This is a genomic window from Vibrio artabrorum, from assembly GCF_024347295.1.
Taxonomy (GTDB): domain Bacteria; phylum Pseudomonadota; class Gammaproteobacteria; order Enterobacterales; family Vibrionaceae; genus Vibrio; species Vibrio artabrorum.
This window is the reverse complement of sequence record NZ_AP025458.1, coordinates 2242558-2261431: the sequence shown is the minus strand read 5'-3', so window position 1 is coordinate 2261431 and position 18874 is coordinate 2242558. Positions and strand designations below refer to the sequence as shown.

The following is an 18874-nucleotide window of genomic DNA, read 5'->3' as shown; positions in this document are numbered from 1 at the left end:
TATCAGGGGCCAATTAATGAGGCCCCTGTTTTTTATCTTTTTTAGAATTTACTAAGGAATAGAGAATGGCAACTGTAACTGCAGCTCTAGTTAAAGAACTTCGTGAACGCACAGCAGCGGGCATGATGGAATGTAAAAAAGCGCTTGTTGCTGCTGAAGGCGACATCGAGCTAGCAATTGAAAATATGCGTAAATCTGGTGCAGCGAAAGCAGCTAAAAAAGCTGGTAACGTTGCTGCAGAAGGCACAATCATCATTAAAGAAGAAGGTGGCGTTGCTGCTCTTCTTGAAGTGAACTGCCAAACTGATTTCGTAGCTAAAGATGCAGGTTTCCTTGCGTTCGCTAACGAAGTTGCTGAAGCGGCTCTAGCTGAACGTCTAGACATCGCTGCACTTCAAGCTAAGTTTGAAGAAGCACGTATCGCACTAATCACTAAGATCGGTGAAAACATCAACATCCGTCGCGTACAATTCGTTGAAGGTGTTGCACTTGCTTCTTACCGTCACGGCGAGAAAATCGGTGTTGTTGTTGCAGGTGAAGGCGAAGCTGAAACGCTTAAGCACGTTGCAATGCACGTTGCTGCATCACGTCCTGAGTTCCTAAACCCAGAAGACGTACCTGCTGACGTAGTAGAGAAAGAAAAAGCCGTTCAAGTTGAAATCGCTATGAACGAAGGCAAACCAGCTGAAATCGCAGAGAAAATGGTTGTTGGCCGTATGAAGAAATTCACAGGCGAAATCTCTCTAACTGGTCAAGCTTTCATCATGGAGCCTAAGCAAACTGTTGGCGCTATCCTTAAAGAGAAAGGCGCTTCAGTATCTGACTTCGTACGTCTAGAAGTTGGTGAAGGCATCGAGAAAGCAGCTGAAATGAGCTTTGCTGACGAAGTTGCAGCGGTACAAAAAGGTTAATCCTTAGCGTATTTGTTTGAAAAGAGACCGTGGCAAATGCTGCGGTCTTTTTATGAATAATGAATTATTTTTCGATTTTAGTGGTAATGAATGCAAACTGACTGGCTCAGTTTTTATCCATGACTGTTAATCATCAACTCTTTGGAAGGTAAACTCCATGACTACGAACCCTAAACCGGCATATCAACGTATTCTGTTAAAACTTAGCGGTGAAGCACTACAAGGCGAAGAGGGCTTTGGTATTGACCCGACGATCCTTGATCGTATGGCTCAAGAAGTGAAAGAATTGGTTGAACTAGGTGTTCAAGTAGGCGTTGTTATCGGTGGCGGCAACCTTTTCCGTGGTGCGGGCCTGGCTGAAGCAGGTATGAACCGCGTTGTTGGTGACCATATGGGGATGCTTGCAACGGTAATGAACGGACTTGCAATGCGTGATGCTCTGCACCGCGCTTACGTAAACGCACGTGTAATGTCAGCCATCCCTCTGAAAGGTGTGTGTGACGACTACAACTGGGCAGATGCAATCAGCCAATTACGCCAAGGTCGCGTTGTGATCTTCTCGGCGGGGACAGGTAACCCATTCTTTACTACGGATTCTGCTGCATGTCTACGTGGTATCGAAATTGAAGCTGATGTCGTTCTAAAAGCGACAAAAGTAGATGGTGTATTTACTGCTGACCCTGTAGCAAACCCAGACGCAGAGCTGTATGATACGTTGTCTTACAACACGATTCTTGATAAAGAATTGAAAGTGATGGACTTGGCTGCATTTACGTTAGCACGTGATCACAAAATGCCAATCCGTGTATTTAACATGAATAAACCAGGCGCCCTACGTCGCGTGGTTATGGGTGAAACTGAAGGTACATTAATCAGCGACGCTGACTAATTTTTCGGGCTTACTGAGGCGTTATACTTTGGTAAGCTTATCCTTATCACTCCAAATAAAAAGCTTTCTTGAAGAAAGAACATAATCAAGGTGAAATTGTGATTAACGAAATCAAAAAAGACGCTCAAGAGCGCATGGTAAAAAGTGTTGATGCACTAAAAAACAGCCTACAAAAAATTCGTACAGGTCGTGCTCACCCGAGCCTACTTTCTGGCCTGACTGTTGAGTACTATGGTGCGCCAACACCTTTGGCTCAAGTAGCGAACGTTATCGCTGAAGATGCGCGTACACTTGCGATTACAGTGTTTGATAAAACACTGACGCCACTCGTTGAAAAAGCAATCCTGACATCTGACCTAGGTCTAAACCCTATGTCTGCGGGTACAGTTATCCGTGTTCCACTTCCACCGCTAACGGAAGAGCGTCGTAAAGATCTCGTTAAAATTGTTCGTGGCGAAGCTGAAGGTGGCCGTGTTGCTATCCGTAACATCCGTCGTGACGCGAATGGCGATCTAAAAGCACTTCTTAAAGATAAAGAAATCTCTGAAGACGAAGATCGTAAAGCACAAGACGAAATTCAAAAGCTAACTGACGCTGCGGTTAAGAACGTAGACGAAGTTCTAGCTGTTAAAGAAAAAGAGTTGATGGAAGTTTAATTTTCCATATTCTTTTCTTTCCGGAAAAACGCTGTACTCACGGTGCAGCGTTTTTTTATGCTACTCTGTTCGACTATTAGAATTTGATTCACTCTTTTATGCATAATTCTCAAGCGTTCACAGACTCTCTTCCTAAACACATTGCTGTCATTATGGATGGTAATGGCCGCTGGGCAAAAGCTCAGGGCAAGCCTCGCGTATTTGGCCATAAAAACGGTGTTCAAGCCGTTCGAAAAACCATCGCTTCTGCTGCTAGACTGGGTATCCAAGCCGTAACGCTGTTTGCGTTCAGTAGTGAGAACTGGCGTCGTCCTGAAGAAGAAGTCGGTATATTGATGGAATTGTTCATTTCAGTTCTATCTAGTGAAGTGAAAAAACTTCATAAAAACAATCTACAGTTTCGTGTTATTGGTGACAAAAGTCGTTTCAATGATCGATTACAAAAGAAGATAGAAGAAGCGGAAGCTTTGACTCGCAATAATACTGGTATGATTGTTAATATTGCGGCCAACTACGGCGGCAAGTGGGATATTCAACAAGCAATGACCTCCATTGCCCGAAAGGTAAAGTCTGGTGATATTAATGTAGAAGACATTGATGAATCTATGATTACACAGCACCTAACAATGGCGGATATTCCTGAAGTTAATCTGTTGATCCGAACGAGTGGTGAATGCCGCATTAGTAATTTTATGCTGTGGCAATTGGCTTATGCCGAAATGTATTTTACTGAACAATTCTGGCCAGATTTTAATGAAGACAGCTTAGTAGAAGCTGTGACTTGGTTTGTAAATCGTGAGCGTCGTTTTGGATGCACCGGTGAGCAAATTAAAGCCATGATGGGCAGTTAATAAGGATTTTTTGTTTTGAAACAACGAATTATAACGGCGTTGATTTTAGCTCCCCTAGTTATTCTAGGCATTTTTGAGTTATCACTTCCCACATTTATTCTTTCATTAGCGGTAATCGCTCTACTGGGCTTTTGGGAGTGGACTCAGTTTGTTGAGAGTAAATCGCGTTACCTAGCACTGATTCCAACGGTAGCGGTCAGTGCTGCCAGTTTTGCTTTTATCCCGTTTGATGCTTTTAGTCTTAATCATTTATCTAGCATTCACTACGCCATTCTTATTATTGGTGCGGTTTGGTGGGTTATCGCAAGTGGTATGGCAGTGACTTACCCTAAGTCGATGCCAGCATGGAAAAATTCTTCTCTTCTTCGACACGCATTTGGTATTTTGACTCTATTACCCTTTTTCTGGAGTGTCGTTATTTTGCGTGCCAATGGTATCGATGTGGATCCTTACCACGGAGCAAAGCTTGTAATGTTTGTTTGCTTGCTGGTATGGGCGGCAGATAGTGGTGCGTATTTTTCAGGCAAGAGCTTTGGTAAGCGAAAAATGGCGCCCGCGGTAAGCCCTAATAAGACGATTGAAGGTCTTGTTGGTGGTATTATAGCAGCGGTGATTGTGGCTTGGATCTTTGCTGGCTTGTTTGATATTCAATTTACAAGTCCGCTTAACATGATTGTTATTACCCTCGTGACGGTTGTGATTTCTGTTCTAGGTGACCTTGTTGAAAGTATGTTTAAGCGTGCTTCAGGGGTCAAAGACAGCAGTAATCTGATCCCAGGTCATGGTGGTATTCTTGATAGAATAGATAGCTTAACCGCTGCGTTCCCTGTCTTTGCACTGCTTTATTTAGCTCTCTAATAAAAAGGGTGGTAACTCTGCTGCCCTTTACTACATTTCTACGGTCATATTCGATGCGAAATCTAACTATCCTTGGCGCTACTGGCTCAATTGGCATGAGTACACTCAAAGTCGTTGAGCAAAATCCAGAACTGTATTCGGTTATTGCTCTGGCTGCTGGCTCGAACGTTGAAAAGATGCTGGCGTTAGTTGAAAAGTGGCGACCAAGCTATGTTGCGATGGCTTGCCCAAATGCAGCGTCCCAGCTCGCTGAAATGTTGTCTGAGGAACACCCTAATATCCAAGTACTTTCTGGAGATGAAGGGGTGTGTCAGGTTGCTTCCCTCGAAGAAGTGGACACCGTAATGGCTGCAATTGTTGGTGCGGCAGGATTACTTCCTACTATGTCTGCGGTTAAAAAGGGTAAGCGTATCCTGCTTGCAAACAAAGAAGCTTTGGTTATGACAGGGCAGTTGTTTATTGACGCCGTAGAAAAATACGGTGCTGAGCTACTTCCGGTCGACAGTGAACATAATGCTATTTTTCAATGCCTACCACAAAATGTACAAACTAACCTAGGTCGTTGTGATCTCGAAGAAAACGGTGTTAATCATATTCTTTTGACTGGTTCTGGTGGCCCTTTCCGTTATACCGACATTGCTGAACTCGAATCAGTCACCCCTGAACGAGCCATTGCGCACCCCAACTGGTCGATGGGGCCTAAGATCTCTGTCGATTCTGCGACGATGATGAATAAAGGCTTAGAGTACATTGAAGCGAAATGGTTATTTAATGCTTCTCAGGAGCAGTTAAAAGTCATTATTCACCCTCAGTCAGTGATTCATTCTATGGTCCAATTTAAAGATGGCTCTGTGCTTGCTCAAATGGGCGAACCCGATATGGCGACCCCTATTGCTTTGACCATGTCTTACCCTGAGCGTACTGAAGCGGGTGTTAAGCCGTTGGACTTTACTAAAATTGGTGAGCTGACGTTCTTAGATCCTGATTTGACTCGTTACCCGTGTTTAAGACTCGCGATTGAAGCGTGCTACTTAGGTCAGCACGCAACCACTGCCATTAACGCGGCAAATGAAATTGCCGTCGATGCTTTCTTGACCAAGCGGGTGAAATTTACCGATATTGCTGTCATTAACGAATATGTGATGAGAAAAGTATGTGAACAACATAACTCTGAGGGCTTAGATAGCTTGGAAAGCCTTCTCGAGCTCGATAGTATGTCTCGTCAAATAGCCATCCAATTTATTAAAGAGCAGCTAGCATGAGTGGAATTCTATGGAACTTCGCCTCCTTTATTGTAGCGCTTGGCATTCTGGTCGCAGTTCATGAGTTTGGACACTTCTGGGTTGCGCGTCGCTGTGGTGTGAAAGTTGAGAAATTCTCGATTGGTTTTGGTAAATCAATCTGGAGCAAAGTGGGTCGTGATGGCACGGAATACAGTTTGTCTGTTATTCCATTAGGCGGCTACGTTAAGATGCTTGATGGGCGTGTTGACGACCTTTCTGAAGATGAACAACAGTACGCTTTTGATAAGAAGCCATTGTGGAAACGAACCGCCATTGTCGGTGCTGGCCCTGCATTTAACTTTATCTTTGCCGTTTTTGCGTATTGGTTGGTCTTTTTGATTGGTGTACCGGCGGTTAAGCCTGTTATTGGTGAAGTCATTCCGCAATCTATTGTGGCACAAGCCGGAATTGAAAGTGGAATGGAACTTAAATCTATTTCAGGAATCAAAACCGCAGATTGGGAATCAGTAAACATGGGTTTGATATCACATATTGGTGACCAATCCATGACAGTAACGGTTTCTTCTCCTGACGATATTGGCTTTGAACAACAGGTGACATTGGATATTTCAGACTGGTCGTTTAACCCAGAAACTGAATCTGCGATGACGACGCTTGGCTTTAAACCGTATTCTCCAGAGATCTCGACTGTCGTTGCCCAAGTGATTGATAATGGCGCGGCCTCTGCGGCTGGCCTAGAAGCCGGCGACAAAATTGTAGAAATCAATGGGCAGTCGATTGAAAAGTGGCCGTCGGTGGTTGAGGCTATTCGTTCAAACCCGATGACATCTATAGATCTTGTCGTATTGCGTAACGGTGCTGAGCAGTCATTGGTTATGACACCGAAAAGTCGCGAGCTTTCGGATGGTTCGACAATCGGCTATGCAGGTATTGCTCCAGAAGTCGCAGAATGGCCAGAAGATTATCGCTTTGAGTTACAATTTGGTGTAATTGAGTCTGTAGGGAAAGCATTTGATAAAACAGGTCAAATCATTGACTTGACACTGACAATGCTTAAAAAGCTCATCGTTGGCGATGTTGGCTTAAATAACCTAAGTGGCCCGATTTCAATTGCTAAAGGTGCCGGTACAACCGCCGAATACGGTCTGGTTTACTTCTTAGGCTTTTTAGCTCTGATTAGTGTTAACTTAGGGATTATTAATTTGGTTCCGCTACCGATGCTTGATGGCGGACATTTGCTCTTTTTTGCTATTGAAGCTGTTACTCGTAAACCTGTCCCTGAAAAATTTCAGGAAATGGGATACCGAGTGGGAGGGGCAATTCTCTTCTCTTTGATGGCTCTGGCAATATTTAATGATTTTACTCGTCTGTGAATGGTTTCTCACAGGAATTGGTAGTAGCAAGGAATAATTAGAATAAGTATGGCGATTAAGCAAATTCTGTTCGCAAGTCTATTAGCCACCAGTGTGGCTGCGAATGGAGCACAAAACTTTGTGGTTAAAGACATTAAAATCGAAGGTTTACAGCGTGTTGCACTTGGTGCTGCTCTACTTAAAATGCCAGTTCGTATTGGCGACGAAGTAGATCAAGGCGATGTCTCTGAGATCATTCGTGCACTGTATGCTTCAGGTAATTTTGAAGACGTTAAAGTGCTTCGTGATGAAGGTGTTCTCGTTATTCAAGTGAAAGAGAGACCCACTATTGCCAGTATTTCCTTCTCAGGTAACAAGGCGATCAAAGAGGAGCAACTTCAACAGAACCTAGATGCATCTGGTGTTCGTGAAGGGGAAGCGCTTGATCGAACAACCTTAAGTAACATCGAGAAAGGTCTTGAAGACTTCTACTACAGCGTTGGTAAATATAACGCGACAGTAAAAGCCGTTGTTACGCCTTTGCCGCGTAATCGTGCAGACCTTAAGTTTGTGTTTACTGAAGGGGTATCCGCGAAGATTCAGCAAATTAACTTTATCGGTAACAAAGTTTTTTCTGATGCTGAATTATTGAGTCGTTTCAACTTGAACGCGAATGTCGCATGGTGGAATTTTCTTGCAGATGAAAAATATCAGAAGCAAGTACTGGCCGGCGATATCGAAGCGCTAAAATCTTACTACCTTGACCGTGGTTACCTGAAATTTAAGGTTGATTCTACGCATGTAGCGATTTCTCCCGACAAGAAAGGGGTTTATATCACTCTTGGTCTTGATGAAGGTGAAGCCTATACCGTTAAAGAGGTCAAATTCCGTGGTGATCTGATAGGGCGTGAAGCGGATTTTGCAGCCTTAGTACCTTTTGAGGATGGCGATATTTATAACGGTTCTTCCGTGACATCATTGGAAGAGAACGTAAAACGAATTCTTGGTGAGTCCGGTTATGCTTACCCGCAGGTTCGTACTATCCCAGAGTTTAATGATGAGACGAAAGAAGTTTCATTAGTGATCAACGTAGAAGCGGGTAGCCGTATTTATGTTCGTGATATTCGTTTTACAGGGAATAACTCGACCAAAGATGAAGTGTTACGACGTGAGATGCGTCAGATGGAAGGCAGTTGGCTTAACTCGAAATCGATTGATACCGGTAAGAGCCGTCTTAACCGTTTAGGTTACTTCGAAACGGTAGATGTACAAACGGTACGAGTTCCTGGCACTGAAGACCAAGTTGATTTGGTTTACAACGTGAAAGAAGCGAACTCAGGCAGTATTAACTTCGGTGTCGGCTACGGCACGGAATCTGGTATTAGTTTCCAAGTTGGTCTGCAACAAGATAACTTTGCTGGTACTGGTAATCGTGTTGGCGTTAGTGCCATGATGAACGATTACCAAAAAAACTTGAGCTTAGACTACCGTGACCCATACTGGAACCTTGATGGTGTCAGTTTAGGTGGGAAGATATTTTATAATGAATTCGAAGCCTCTGAGGCGGGTATTGTTGATTATAATAACCAAAGTTATGGCACCAGCCTAACATGGGGTTTCCCAGTCGACGAGCTTAATCGCATCGAGTTTGGTGTTGGTTATACGCACAACAAGATCGGTAACGTACCAACTTATGTCCAAGTTGAACAGTTCACGAGAAGTATTAACCAATATGGAAACGAAAATATCTTAACGGATGATTTCGATATCAATATCTCGTGGACTCGTAATAATCTTAACCGTGGTTTCTTCCCAACAGAGGGGAACCATCAACGTGCTTTTGCCAAAATGACAGTACCAGGTTCGGATGTTAAGTACTTTAAATTGCAGTACGATGTAAAACATTACATACCGCTGACCAAAAAGCATGAGTTCACTCTATTGATGCGTGGCCGATTAGGCTATGGTAATGGTTACGGTAAAACAGATGGTAACGACAACTTGTTCCCATTCTATGAAAACTACTATGCGGGTGGCTTCACTACGCTACGTGGTTTTGGCTCTAACTCGGCAGGTCCAAAAGCGGTTTACGGCAGTAGCTCCGGTAATAACCCTACCTACAGCTCTGCAACCGATGATTCGGTTGGTGGTAACGCGGTGGCTTTGGCTAGTATAGAGTTAATCGTACCAACGCCGTTTGCTTCAGATGAAGTACGAAGTCAGATCCGAACCAGTGTCTTCTTTGATATGGCCAGTGTATGGGATACAGAATTCGTAGATCGTGGTAGGCCTAATAGTGGTGGCCAATATTACTACGATTACTCTGATCCAACCAATTACCGTTCATCTTATGGTGCTGCTCTTCAGTGGATGTCACCGATGGGCCCACTGGTTTTCTCTTTAGCGAAACCAGTTAAAATTTACGAAGGTGATGATGAGGAATTCTTCACATTTACCATTGGTAGAACTTTCTAATATTTAAAGGACAATATTTTGAAAAATATGATTAAAGCAGCGGGTTTAGGCCTTGTAGTTCTTAGCTCTTCTTTCTTTGCAACAGCGGCTGAAGCTGCGCAAAAAGTGGGTTTTGTAAACACTGCACAAGTATTCCAGGCTCTACCTCAGCGCGAAGTTGTTCTTCAAAAAATGCAGGAAGAATTCAAAGATAAAGCGGCCGAGCTGCAGAGCATTCAAGCCGAAGCGAAAACGAAGATTGAAAAACTTAAGCGTGATGGCGAACTGCTAGGCCCTGACGAAGTTGAGAAGCTTCGCATTGAAGTTGGCCAATTAGACAGTAAGTACAAAATCAAAGCTCAAGCATTAGAAAAAGCCAGTCAACGTCGTGAAGCACAAGAGAAGCAAAAACTATTCAAAGTGATTCAAGATGCTGTCACTAAAGTTGCAGAGAAAGAAGGCTACGACATGATTATTGATACTCAAGCTCTGCAATACGGCAAGCCTGAATACAACATCTCTGAGCAAGTAATTAAATCACTGAAATAAGTTATATGAAGAACCTGACTTTAGCCGAATTGGCAACGATTACCGGAGGGGAGTTACATGGAGACGGTGCCATCACTGTCTCAGTTGTTGCTCCTATGGATAAAGCGCAAGAAGGGAGCATTACGTTCCTTTCGAACACGAAGTACAGCAAGCTTCTAAGTGACTGTAAAGCATCTGCTATTATGGTTAAAGAGAGTGAGCGTGAACTGTGTAAAACCAATGTGATTGTGGTCAGCGACCCTTACGTGGCTTTTGCTAAAGTTGCTCAAGCGCTTGATACAACGCCTGCCCCTGCGGCGGAGATTGCTGATTCTGCTTCAATTTCAGGCGACGCAACCATTGGGCAAAATGTGTCCATTGGTGCAAATGCTGTGATTGAATCTGGTGTGGTACTGGGTGATGATGTGATCATCGGTGCTGGCTGTTTTATTGGTAAAAACGCGAAAGTTGGCGCTGGTACTAAGCTATGGGCTAACGTAAGTGTTTACCATGACGTTGTGATTGGTGAAGCATGCTTGATTCAATCAAGCACGGTTATTGGTTCTGATGGCTTTGGTTATGCGAACGAGAAAGGCGAATGGGTTAAGATTCCGCAAGTCGGTTCCGTTCGCATTGGTAACCGAGTCGAAATCGGCGCGTGTACCAGCATTGACCGCGGTGCATTAGATGACACGATCATTGAAGACAATGTTATCCTAGATAATCAGCTTCAGATTGCTCACAATGTTCACATCGGATATGGTTCAGCCCTTGCGGGTGGTACTACTGTGGCTGGCAGCACAACGATAGGTAAGTACTGTATTATTGGTGGTGGCTGTGTGATTAATGGTCACATTGAAATCATTGACGGCGTTACGATCACCGGTATGGGGATGGTAATGCGCAGCATCACTGAGAAAGGCATGTACTCTTCGGGTATTCCTTTACAGCCAAATAAAGATTGGCGTAAAACAGCAGCGCGTGTTCATCGTATTGATGAAATGAACAAGCGTTTGAAGTCCGTTGAAAAACTTATCGAGAAGAGCGTGGAATCATAATTCCAGCATTTCTAATAAAAGGCTCGCGTACAGCGAGTCTTTTTCGTTTATAATCCTTTTAATTAAATAAAGAATATACACAGGAATACGACTTTGACTACTGAACAGACAACGATGAACATTACTGAAATTCAGGAACTATTACCTCATCGCTACCCATTCTTAATGGTTGATCGTGTGACTAGCTTTGAAAAAGAAAAAACACTGACCGCAATTAAGAATGTCTCTGTTAACGAACCTCAGTTCACAGGCCACTTCCCTCAGCTTCCGGTATTCCCGGGCGTGTTGATCTTAGAAGCAATGGCACAAGCAACAGGCCTTCTAGCGTTCAAATCTTTCGGTGCGCCTTCTGGTAATGAGCTGTACTACTTTGCCAGTATCGACAAAGCAAAATTCCGTAAGCCGGTGGTACCTGGTGACCAACTGGTTATTGACGTTGAATTCTTAAAAGAGCGTCGTGGTATCGCATCGTTCAACGGTGTTGCAAAAGTTGACGGCGTGGTTGTATGTTCGGCTGAACTTAAATGTGCTCGCAGAGAGTTTTAATATGATCCATGAAACAGCGAAAATTCACCCGGCAGCCGTCATCGAAGGTGATGTCACTATCGGTGCTAACGTGACGGTTGGGCCTTTCACTTACATTGCTGGTAACGTGACAATTGGTGACGACACCGAAGTGATGTCGCATGTGGTGATCAAAGGTCACACAACCATTGGCAAACAAAACCGTATCTTCCCACACGCTGTTATTGGTGAAGAAAACCAAGACAAGAAATACGGCGGTGAAGAGACGACGGTTGTGATCGGTGATCGCAACGTGATCCGTGAAGCTGTTCAAATTCACCGCGGCACGGTACAAGACAAAGCAACCACTGTGATTGGTGATGACAATTTACTTTGTGTTAATGCTCACGTAGCGCATGATGTTATTGTTGGTAACCACACTCACATTGGTAACAACGCTATTCTTGGTGGTCACGTAACGGTGGGCGATTACGCGGGTGTTATGGCTCTTTCTGCCGTTCACCCATTCTGCTCAATTGGTGCTTACGCTTATATTGGTGGCTGTTCTGCGGTTGTTCAAGATGTACTGCCGTACGTGCTTGCACAGGGTAACCATGCTGCTCCATTCGGTCTTAACTTAGTAGGCTTGAAGCGTAACGGATTTGAGAAACCAGAAATTCGTGCATTACAGAAAGCGTACAAAGAGTTATACCGTTCAGGTAAAACACTTGAAGAAGCGAAAGCAGCTTTAGTTGAAATGGCGAAAGAGTTTACTTCGATAGCCCTTATGCTAGAAATGCTAGAGAGCTCTGAACGCGGTATTATTCGTTAATACTTGATGTGGTTATGTACCAATCAACGTGAGTATGGCAATAATTATTTCGTCAGAATGGTATAACAAAAAGATCGCTACTTATTAGGCGATCTTTTTTGCTTTAAGCAACAAGGAAAAACTATGGCACAGCAAGATACACAAACCAATAGCTCGAACTTTGTTTCGAATGAACCACTGCGTGTGGGTATTGTTGTTGGAGAACTGTCAGGCGATACGCTGGGTGAAGGCTTTATCAAAGCGATCAAATCACAATACCCGAATGCTGAGTTCGTTGGCATTGGCGGCCCGAAAATGAAAGCGCTGGGTTGTGAGTCTCTTTTCGAAATGGAAGAGTTGGCCGTGATGGGCTTAGTTGAAGTGCTTGGCCGTTTACCTCGCTTGTTAAAAGTAAAAGCAGAGCTGGTTAAGCATTTCACTCAAAACCCACCCGATGTGTTTGTCGGTATCGATGCGCCTGACTTCAATCTAAGACTTGAATTGGATCTCAAAAAAGCAGGCATTAAAACGGTGCATTACGTGAGCCCTTCCGTATGGGCTTGGCGTCCAAAGCGTATCTTTAAAATCGACAAGGCAACCGACTTGGTCTTGGCTTTCTTGCCGTTCGAAAAAGCGTTCTACGATAAATATAACGTTGCTTGTGAGTTTGTTGGTCACACGTTAGCAGATGCATTGCCTTTGGAACCGAGTAAACGAGACGCTCGAGAACGGCTGGGCTTAGACCAAGATAAGCCTTGGCTCGCCGTATTACCGGGCAGTCGTGGTGGTGAGATGGGTTTGATTGCTCAACCCTTTATCGAAACTTGCCAGCGTGTTAAGCAGAAGTACCCTGATATCAACTTTGTTGTTGCGCTGGTCAATGAACAGCGAAAAAAACAGTTTATCGAGATCTGGCAATCGACGGCTCCTGAGCTTGAATTCACGTTAGTTGAAGATACGGCAACCAATGTGATTACCGCGGCTGATTCTGTGCTTTTGGCTTCAGGTACCGTGGCGCTTGAATGTATGTTACTTAAGCGTCCGATGGTCGTCGGCTACAAGGTCAATAAGCTCACTGGCTATATCGTGAAGAAATTGTCGATCACAGAATTTGTGTCGCTACCGAATATCCTCGCGGGTGAAGAGATCGTGAAAGAGCATATTCTTGAAGAGTGTCACCCAGACTTTTTGTTCCCGTCTGTCGATAAAATGCTATCAGCCGATAACAGTGCCTTGATCGCACGCTTTACCGAGATGCATCACTGGATCCGTAAAGATGCTGATAAACAGGCGGCTAACGCGGTGTTGAAATTGATTGGCCGACCTTTTGTTGAAGCATAAAGCGCTTACTTACCGAACATGAAGAGATGAGTTATGGCAGTAAAAGAGAAAAAAGAGCTTCCTCCTTTTGAGTACCCTCAGGGATACCAGCTGTTTGCGGGCGTGGATGAAGTCGGACGTGGTCCTTTGGTTGGTGATGTTGTGACGGCTGCGGTTATCCTCGATCCGAAGAAGCCAATTGAAGGCTTAAACGATTCAAAAAAGCTGTCAGAGAAGAAGCGCCTAGCACTGCTTCCTGAAATCAAAGAGAAAGCACTGGCTTGGTCGGTTGGCCGTTGTTCTCCTCAAGAGATAGATGAGCTAAATATTCTTCAAGCGACCATGGTGGCAATGCAGCGAGCTATCGCAGGTTTGAGCGTTCAACCTGATATGGCGTTGATAGATGGAAACCGTGTCCCAGAACTGCCGATGGATGGTCTTGCGATTGTGAAGGGGGACTTGCGAGTGGCTGAAATCAGTGCGGCGTCTATTATCGCAAAAGTCGTTCGTGACCAAGAGATGGAAGAGCTTGATAAACTTCATCCAGAGTTTGGTTTCGCTCAACATAAAGGTTACCCAACCAAAGCACATTTCGAAGCGATTGAAAAACACGGCGTAACCGAGCATTACCGCAAAAGTTTCAAACCCGTGAAACGTATATTAGGTATCGATTAAAGCGTATCGATGACAACTTAATAGGGTTAGAGCGTCCTATCGAAATCGGCTTCATACTGATTAGAATATCATGGTGATTGAAGCGAGGTCGCGAATAAAGTTGCTTAGTTGCGGTAGAAAAAAATAGAATACATCCAGTTGTAATCCTAGGCTTAGGTCTAGAACTCAGGAAAAATAATGTCAGATCCAAAATTTGTTCACCTCCGCGTACACAGTGACTTTTCAATGGTCGATGGCCTGTCCAAGGTACCGCCATTAGTTAAAAAAGTTGCAGAGATGGGTATGCCCGCTTTAGCACTGACCGACTTTACTAACCTATGCGGCTTGGTGAAGTTTTACGGTAATGCCCATGGCTGCGGGATTAAACCAATCATTGGTGCTGACTTCTTGATGCAGTCTCCAGAATTCGGTGACGAGTTGACTAAGCTCACTGTTCTCGCAATGGACAATAAAGGTTACAACAATCTAACATTATTGATTTCAAAGGCTTACCTTCGTGGCCATGTTCAACATCAGCCTGTTATTGATAAAGAGTGGCTAATTGAGAATGCAGACGGTCTGATTATTCTGTCGGGTGCCAAAGAAGGTGAGGTGGGTAAGGCGTTGCTGAAAGGCAACCGTGAGTTGGTTGCCAATAGTGTTGAGTTTTACAAAACACACTTTCCAGATCGTTTTTATTTAGAGCTGATTCGCACGGGTCGTCCTGATGAAGAGTCTTATCTCCACTTCGCGTTAGAGCTTGCTGAGCAGCAAGATCTGCCTGTTGTCGCAACCAATGAAGTAGTTTTCCTAACCGAAGATCTTTTCGATGCTCATGAGATCCGAGTGGCGATTCACGACGGTTTCACGATGGTCGATCCGCGTCGACCGAAAAATTACAGCCCTCAACAGTATCTGCGCAGTGAAGAAGAGATGTGTGAGTTGTTCTCTGACATCCCTGAGGCTCTGGAAAACAGTGTTGAGATCGCCAAGCGTTGTAATGTAACCGTTCGTTTGGGTGAATACTTCTTGCCTAACTTCCCAACCGAAGGTCTGGCGATCGAAGACTATTTGATTAAAAAATCAGAAGAAGGGCTTGAGCGTCGTTTGGCGTTTCTATTCCCGGATGAGAAAGTTCGCGCTGAACGCCGACCTGAATACGATGAGCGCCTGAAAATCGAGCTAGAAGTTATCAATAACATGGGGTTCCCCGGTTACTTCTTGATCGTCATGGAGTTCATCCAGTGGTCCAAAGATAACGATGTGCCAGTAGGCCCAGGGCGTGGTTCTGGTGCGGGTTCATTAGTGGCATACGCATTGGATATCACCGATCTTGACCCACTTGAATATGATCTACTTTTCGAGCGTTTCTTGAACCCAGAACGTGTATCCATGCCCGATTTCGATATCGACTTTTGTATGGATAAACGTGACCAAGTCATTGATCACGTTGCGGAGATGTACGGTCGTGATGCCGTTTCTCAGATCATCACTTTTGGTACCATGGCGGCAAAAGCGGTTATTCGCGACGTAGGGCGTGTGTTAGGTCACCCATTTGGCTTTGTTGATCGTATTTCTAAGCTGGTACCGCCCGATCCGGGTATGACACTAGAAAAAGCGTTCCTTGCCGAGCCTGCATTGCAAGAGCTTTACGATGGCGATGAAGAAGTCCGTGAGCTGATTGATAAATGTCGAATTCTAGAAGGCTGTACTCGCAACGCCGGTAAACATGCGGGTGGCGTTGTTATCTCACCGACCACGATCACCGATTTTGCGCCAATTTATGCTGATGCAGAAGGCAACTTTCCGGTCACGCAATTCGACAAGAATGATGTAGAAACCGCTGGCTTGGTTAAGTTTGACTTCTTGGGGCTGCGTACCCTGACGATCATTGACTGGGCGCTAGGCTTAGTCAACCCGCGTTTGGCAAAAGAGGGCAAACCGCCGGTTCGGATTGAATCGATTCCTCTGGACGATCAAGCGTCGTTTAATTTATTACAAAACTCTGAAACGACCGCAGTATTCCAATTGGAATCACGCGGTATGAAAGACTTGATCAAACGTCTCCAACCAGACTGTTTTGAAGATATTATCGCATTGGTAGCCTTGTTCCGTCCGGGCCCTCTGCAATCAGGCATGGTAGATAACTTTATCGACCGTAAGCACGGAAGAGAGGCGGTATCTTACCCTGATGAAACGTGGCAGCACGAATCGCTTAAAGAGACGCTAGAACCGACGTATGGCATCATCCTGTATCAAGAGCAGGTAATGCAAATCGCTCAGATCCTTGCAGGGTATACGCTTGGCGGAGCGGATATGTTGCGTCGTGCGATGGGTAAGAAAAAGCCAGAAGAGATGGCAAAACAGCGCGGTACCTTCAAAGAAGGTGCTGAAGCCAATGGTGTTGATGGCGAACTGTCCATGAAGATCTTTGACTTGGTAGAGAAGTTTGCGGGCTACGGTTTTAACAAATCTCACTCGGCGGCCTACGCACTGGTTTCTTATCAAACGCTGTGGCTGAAAACTCACTACCCTGCGGAGTTTATGGCAGCAGTAATGACCGCAGATATGGATAACACCGAAAAGGTTATTGGCCTTGTTGATGAATGTTTCCGCATGAAGCTTAAATTGCTGCCTCCTGATATTAATTCTGGTTTATACCGCTTTAATGTGGATGAAGATGGCGCGATTGTTTATGGTATCGGAGCCATCAAAGGGGTCGGCGAAGGGCCCATTGAAGCGATCATTGAAGCGCGAAATAAAGGCGGCTACTTTAAAGACTTGTTCGACTTCTGTGCGCGACTTGATCTGAAAAAAGTGAACAAGCGTGTTATCGAAAAGTTGATTCTGTCCGGAGCTTTAGATAGATTAGGCCCTCACCGAGCAGCGATGATGGCCTCATTGAAAGATGCGGTTAAGGCGGCGAGCCAACATCACCATGCTGAATCTTTCGGCCAATCGGATATGTTTGGTGTGTTGACTGACGCTCCGGAAGAGGTTGAACATAAATACACCCAAGTGCCCAAGTGGCTGGAAAAGGTTTGGCTTGAAGGGGAACGTGAAACGCTGGGCTTGTATTTAACGGGTCACCCGATTAATGCTTATATTAATGAATTGGCAAAATACACCAGCTGTCGTTTAAAAGATGCCACACCAACGCGTCGCGATCAGTCATTAACGATTGCAGGCTTGGTCATTGCTGCCAGAGTGATGACGACTAAGCGCGGAACACGAATTGGTTTGATGACCCTCGACGACCGATCGGGTCGTATGGAAGTGATGTTGTTCTCAGATGCACTCGATCGCTATGCCGAATTGCTTGAAAAAGACAAAATAGTGGTCGTTTCTGGACAGGTCAGCTTTGATGATTTCAATGGTGGGCTTAAAATGTCCGCGCGCGAGGTCATGGACTTAGGAAGCGCCCGTGAAAAATATGCTCGTGGGGTATCGATATCCATCGAACAATCCCAAATTAATGGTCAATTTTTTGAACGCTTTAGTCAAATCATAGAACCTTATAGAGCCGGAACGGTCCCAGTCAATGTATACTACCAGCGTGCCGACGCTAGAGCGCGGTTAACATTGGGCACAGAATGGCGCGTAACGCCAAGTGATACATTACTCGATGAATTAAAACAGCTGCTTGGAAATAGCCAAGTAGAACTCGAATTTAACTAAAATTTAGCTACGCAAATGCGGAGCTGAATAAACAAGGATTCATAGATGAGCCTGAACTTTCTAGAATTTGAAAAGCCTATCGCTGAACTTGAAGCAAAAATCGAAGCGCTACGTGACGTTTCTCGTCACGGTGGTGACGCTGCGGTAGATCTAGACAAAGAAATCGAACAACTAGAGAAAAAAAGCTTAGAGCTTAAACAGAAAATCTTTAGTGACCTAGGTGCATGGCAGGTAGCTCAACTTGCTCGTCATCCTCAACGTCCTTACACCAAAGATTACCTGGAGCATGCCTTCACCGAGTTTGAAGAGATGGCGGGCGATCGTGCTTACGCGGATGATAAAGCTATTGTGGGTGGTATGGCTCGTCTAAATGGCCGCCCTGTTATGGTTATTGGTCATCAGAAAGGTCGCGAGACGAAAGAGAAAGTGCTCCGTAACTTTGGGATGCCAAAGCCTGAAGGTTACCGTAAGGCGTTACGCTTAATGGAAACCGCTGAGCGTTTCAACATGCCAATCATTACTTTCATCGATACGGCGGGTGCATACCCAGGTGTGGGTGCTGAAGAACGTGGTCAATCTGAAGCGATTGCTAAAAACTTAAAAGTGATGGCTGGCCTTTCAGTTCCTGTGATCTGTAACGTTGTTGGTGAAGGTGGTTCTGGTGGTGCACTAGCGATCGGTGTTGGTGACTATGTGAATATGCTTCAGTACTCTACGTACTCAGTTATTTCTCCTGAAGGTTGTGCTTCAATCCTTTGGCGTGATTCAGATAAAGCACCGCAAGCTGCTGAAGCGATGGGTCTAGTCGCTCCTCGTCTTAAAGAGCTTGAGCTTATCGATGAAATCATTCCGGAGCCGCTAGGTGGCGCACACCGCGATCCAGTACAAACCGCTCAGAACATGAAAGATATGCTCGTTAAACAGCTAGAAGAGTTAGAGCAGTTTGACAACGATGCTCTTCTTGAGCGTCGTTATCAGCGTCTAATGAGTTACGGTTACTGCTGATCAGCGTGCTTTAAAGCAAGGTAGGCTCAAGTAACAATATGATGAAAGGGTTGGACTCAGTGCCAACCCTTTTTTATTATTAAAACATTCCCCCCTTTCAC

General features: G+C 44.8%; 16 protein-coding genes. All 16 read left to right on the top strand.

What is annotated here, in order from left to right; all coding sequences use genetic code 11:
• Positions 1 to 65 precede the first annotated feature (65 nt).
• The 16 genes from tsf to accA all read left to right on the top strand — a co-directional run bounded on the left by tsf (position 66) and on the right by accA (position 18773).
• Positions 66 to 911, top strand: coding sequence for a translation elongation factor Ts (tsf, locus tag OCU36_RS10085; RefSeq protein ID WP_261837886.1), 846 nt, complete (start codon positions 66 to 68; stop codon positions 909 to 911).
• Positions 912 to 1068: 157 nt separating this feature from the next.
• A complete protein-coding gene (gene pyrH / locus OCU36_RS10080) occupies positions 1069 to 1800 on the top strand; it encodes a UMP kinase (protein WP_261837885.1) in 732 nt (243 codons plus the stop codon).
• Between the two features lie 98 nt (positions 1801 to 1898).
• Entirely contained in the window at positions 1899 to 2456 is a 558-nt protein-coding gene (gene frr / locus OCU36_RS10075; RefSeq protein ID WP_261837884.1) for a ribosome recycling factor, read from the top strand.
• Positions 2457 to 2554: 98 nt separating this feature from the next.
• Positions 2555 to 3307 (top strand): isoprenyl transferase, encoded by a 753-nt coding sequence (locus OCU36_RS10070; RefSeq protein ID WP_261837883.1) that lies wholly within the window; start codon positions 2555 to 2557, stop codon positions 3305 to 3307.
• A gap of 15 nt (positions 3308 to 3322) precedes the next feature.
• Positions 3323 to 4165 (top strand): phosphatidate cytidylyltransferase, encoded by an 843-nt coding sequence (locus OCU36_RS10065; protein WP_261837882.1) that lies wholly within the window; start codon positions 3323 to 3325, stop codon positions 4163 to 4165.
• A gap of 53 nt (positions 4166 to 4218) precedes the next feature.
• Positions 4219 to 5427: a 1-deoxy-D-xylulose-5-phosphate reductoisomerase gene (gene ispC / locus OCU36_RS10060; protein WP_261837881.1), complete on the top strand. Its 1209-nt coding sequence runs from the start codon at positions 4219 to 4221 to the stop codon at positions 5425 to 5427.
• Positions 5424 to 6782 (top strand): sigma E protease regulator RseP, encoded by a 1359-nt coding sequence (gene rseP, locus OCU36_RS10055; protein WP_261837880.1) that lies wholly within the window; start codon positions 5424 to 5426, stop codon positions 6780 to 6782. The genes ispC and rseP overlap by 4 nt, the downstream gene beginning before the upstream one ends.
• A 48-nt stretch (positions 6783 to 6830) precedes the next feature.
• Positions 6831 to 9236 carry an outer membrane protein assembly factor BamA gene (bamA, locus tag OCU36_RS10050; protein ID WP_261837879.1) on the top strand — a complete coding sequence of 802 codons (2406 nt, stop codon included), beginning with the start codon at positions 6831 to 6833 and terminating at the stop codon, positions 9234 to 9236.
• 27 nt (positions 9237 to 9263) lie between these two features.
• Positions 9264 to 9764 (top strand): OmpH family outer membrane protein, encoded by a 501-nt coding sequence (locus OCU36_RS10045; protein WP_261839724.1) that lies wholly within the window; start codon positions 9264 to 9266, stop codon positions 9762 to 9764.
• Between the two features lie 5 nt (positions 9765 to 9769).
• A complete protein-coding gene (lpxD, locus tag OCU36_RS10040) occupies positions 9770 to 10801 on the top strand; it encodes a UDP-3-O-(3-hydroxymyristoyl)glucosamine N-acyltransferase (protein ID WP_261837878.1) in 1032 nt (343 codons plus the stop codon).
• Between the two features lie 93 nt (positions 10802 to 10894).
• Positions 10895 to 11347 (top strand): 3-hydroxyacyl-ACP dehydratase FabZ, encoded by a 453-nt coding sequence (gene fabZ / locus OCU36_RS10035; protein WP_261837877.1) that lies wholly within the window; start codon positions 10895 to 10897, stop codon positions 11345 to 11347.
• A gap of 1 nt (position 11348) precedes the next feature.
• Positions 11349 to 12137, top strand: a complete 789-nt coding sequence (gene lpxA, locus OCU36_RS10030) for an acyl-ACP--UDP-N-acetylglucosamine O-acyltransferase (protein WP_261837876.1) — start codon at positions 11349 to 11351, stop codon at positions 12135 to 12137.
• Positions 12138 to 12260: 123 nt separating this feature from the next.
• The gene (gene lpxB, locus OCU36_RS10025) at positions 12261 to 13457 is read left to right on the top strand and encodes a lipid-A-disaccharide synthase (RefSeq protein WP_261837875.1); all 1197 of its coding nucleotides are present in this window, start codon (positions 12261 to 12263) and stop codon (positions 13455 to 13457) included.
• Positions 13458 to 13490: 33 nt separating this feature from the next.
• Complete coding sequence (gene rnhB, locus OCU36_RS10020) at positions 13491 to 14111, top strand: ribonuclease HII (RefSeq protein WP_261837874.1); 621 nt, start codon at positions 13491 to 13493, stop codon at positions 14109 to 14111.
• Positions 14112 to 14288: 177 nt separating this feature from the next.
• Positions 14289 to 17768 (top strand): DNA polymerase III subunit alpha, encoded by a 3480-nt coding sequence (gene dnaE / locus OCU36_RS10015; RefSeq protein WP_261837873.1) that lies wholly within the window; start codon positions 14289 to 14291, stop codon positions 17766 to 17768.
• A 45-nt stretch (positions 17769 to 17813) separates the two neighbouring features.
• Positions 17814 to 18773 carry an acetyl-CoA carboxylase carboxyl transferase subunit alpha gene (accA, locus tag OCU36_RS10010; RefSeq protein WP_261837872.1) on the top strand — a complete coding sequence of 320 codons (960 nt, stop codon included), beginning with the start codon at positions 17814 to 17816 and terminating at the stop codon, positions 18771 to 18773.
• Positions 18774 to 18874: the final 101 nt, after the last annotated feature.

Excerpts from the sequence above, each read along its gene's own strand:
- tsf (WP_261837886.1), top strand. The coding sequence starts at position 66 with ATGGCAACTGTAACTGCAGCTCTAGTTAAAGAACTTCGTGAACGCACA.
- pyrH (WP_261837885.1), top strand. The coding sequence starts at position 1,069 with ATGACTACGAACCCTAAACCGGCATATCAACGTATTCTGTTAAAACTT.
- OCU36_RS10070 (WP_261837883.1), top strand. The coding sequence starts at position 2,555 with ATGCATAATTCTCAAGCGTTCACAGACTCTCTTCCTAAACACATTGCT.
- ispC (WP_261837881.1), top strand. The coding sequence starts at position 4,219 with ATGCGAAATCTAACTATCCTTGGCGCTACTGGCTCAATTGGCATGAGT.
- rseP (WP_261837880.1), top strand. The coding sequence starts at position 5,424 with ATGAGTGGAATTCTATGGAACTTCGCCTCCTTTATTGTAGCGCTTGGC.
- bamA (WP_261837879.1), top strand. The coding sequence starts at position 6,831 with ATGGCGATTAAGCAAATTCTGTTCGCAAGTCTATTAGCCACCAGTGTG.
- OCU36_RS10045 (WP_261839724.1), top strand. The coding sequence starts at position 9,264 with ATGATTAAAGCAGCGGGTTTAGGCCTTGTAGTTCTTAGCTCTTCTTTC.
- lpxD (WP_261837878.1), top strand. The coding sequence starts at position 9,770 with ATGAAGAACCTGACTTTAGCCGAATTGGCAACGATTACCGGAGGGGAG.
- lpxA (WP_261837876.1), top strand. The coding sequence starts at position 11,349 with ATGATCCATGAAACAGCGAAAATTCACCCGGCAGCCGTCATCGAAGGT.
- lpxB (WP_261837875.1), top strand. The coding sequence starts at position 12,261 with ATGGCACAGCAAGATACACAAACCAATAGCTCGAACTTTGTTTCGAAT.
- rnhB (WP_261837874.1), top strand. The coding sequence starts at position 13,491 with ATGGCAGTAAAAGAGAAAAAAGAGCTTCCTCCTTTTGAGTACCCTCAG.
- dnaE (WP_261837873.1), top strand. The coding sequence starts at position 14,289 with ATGTCAGATCCAAAATTTGTTCACCTCCGCGTACACAGTGACTTTTCA.
- accA (WP_261837872.1), top strand. The coding sequence starts at position 17,814 with ATGAGCCTGAACTTTCTAGAATTTGAAAAGCCTATCGCTGAACTTGAA.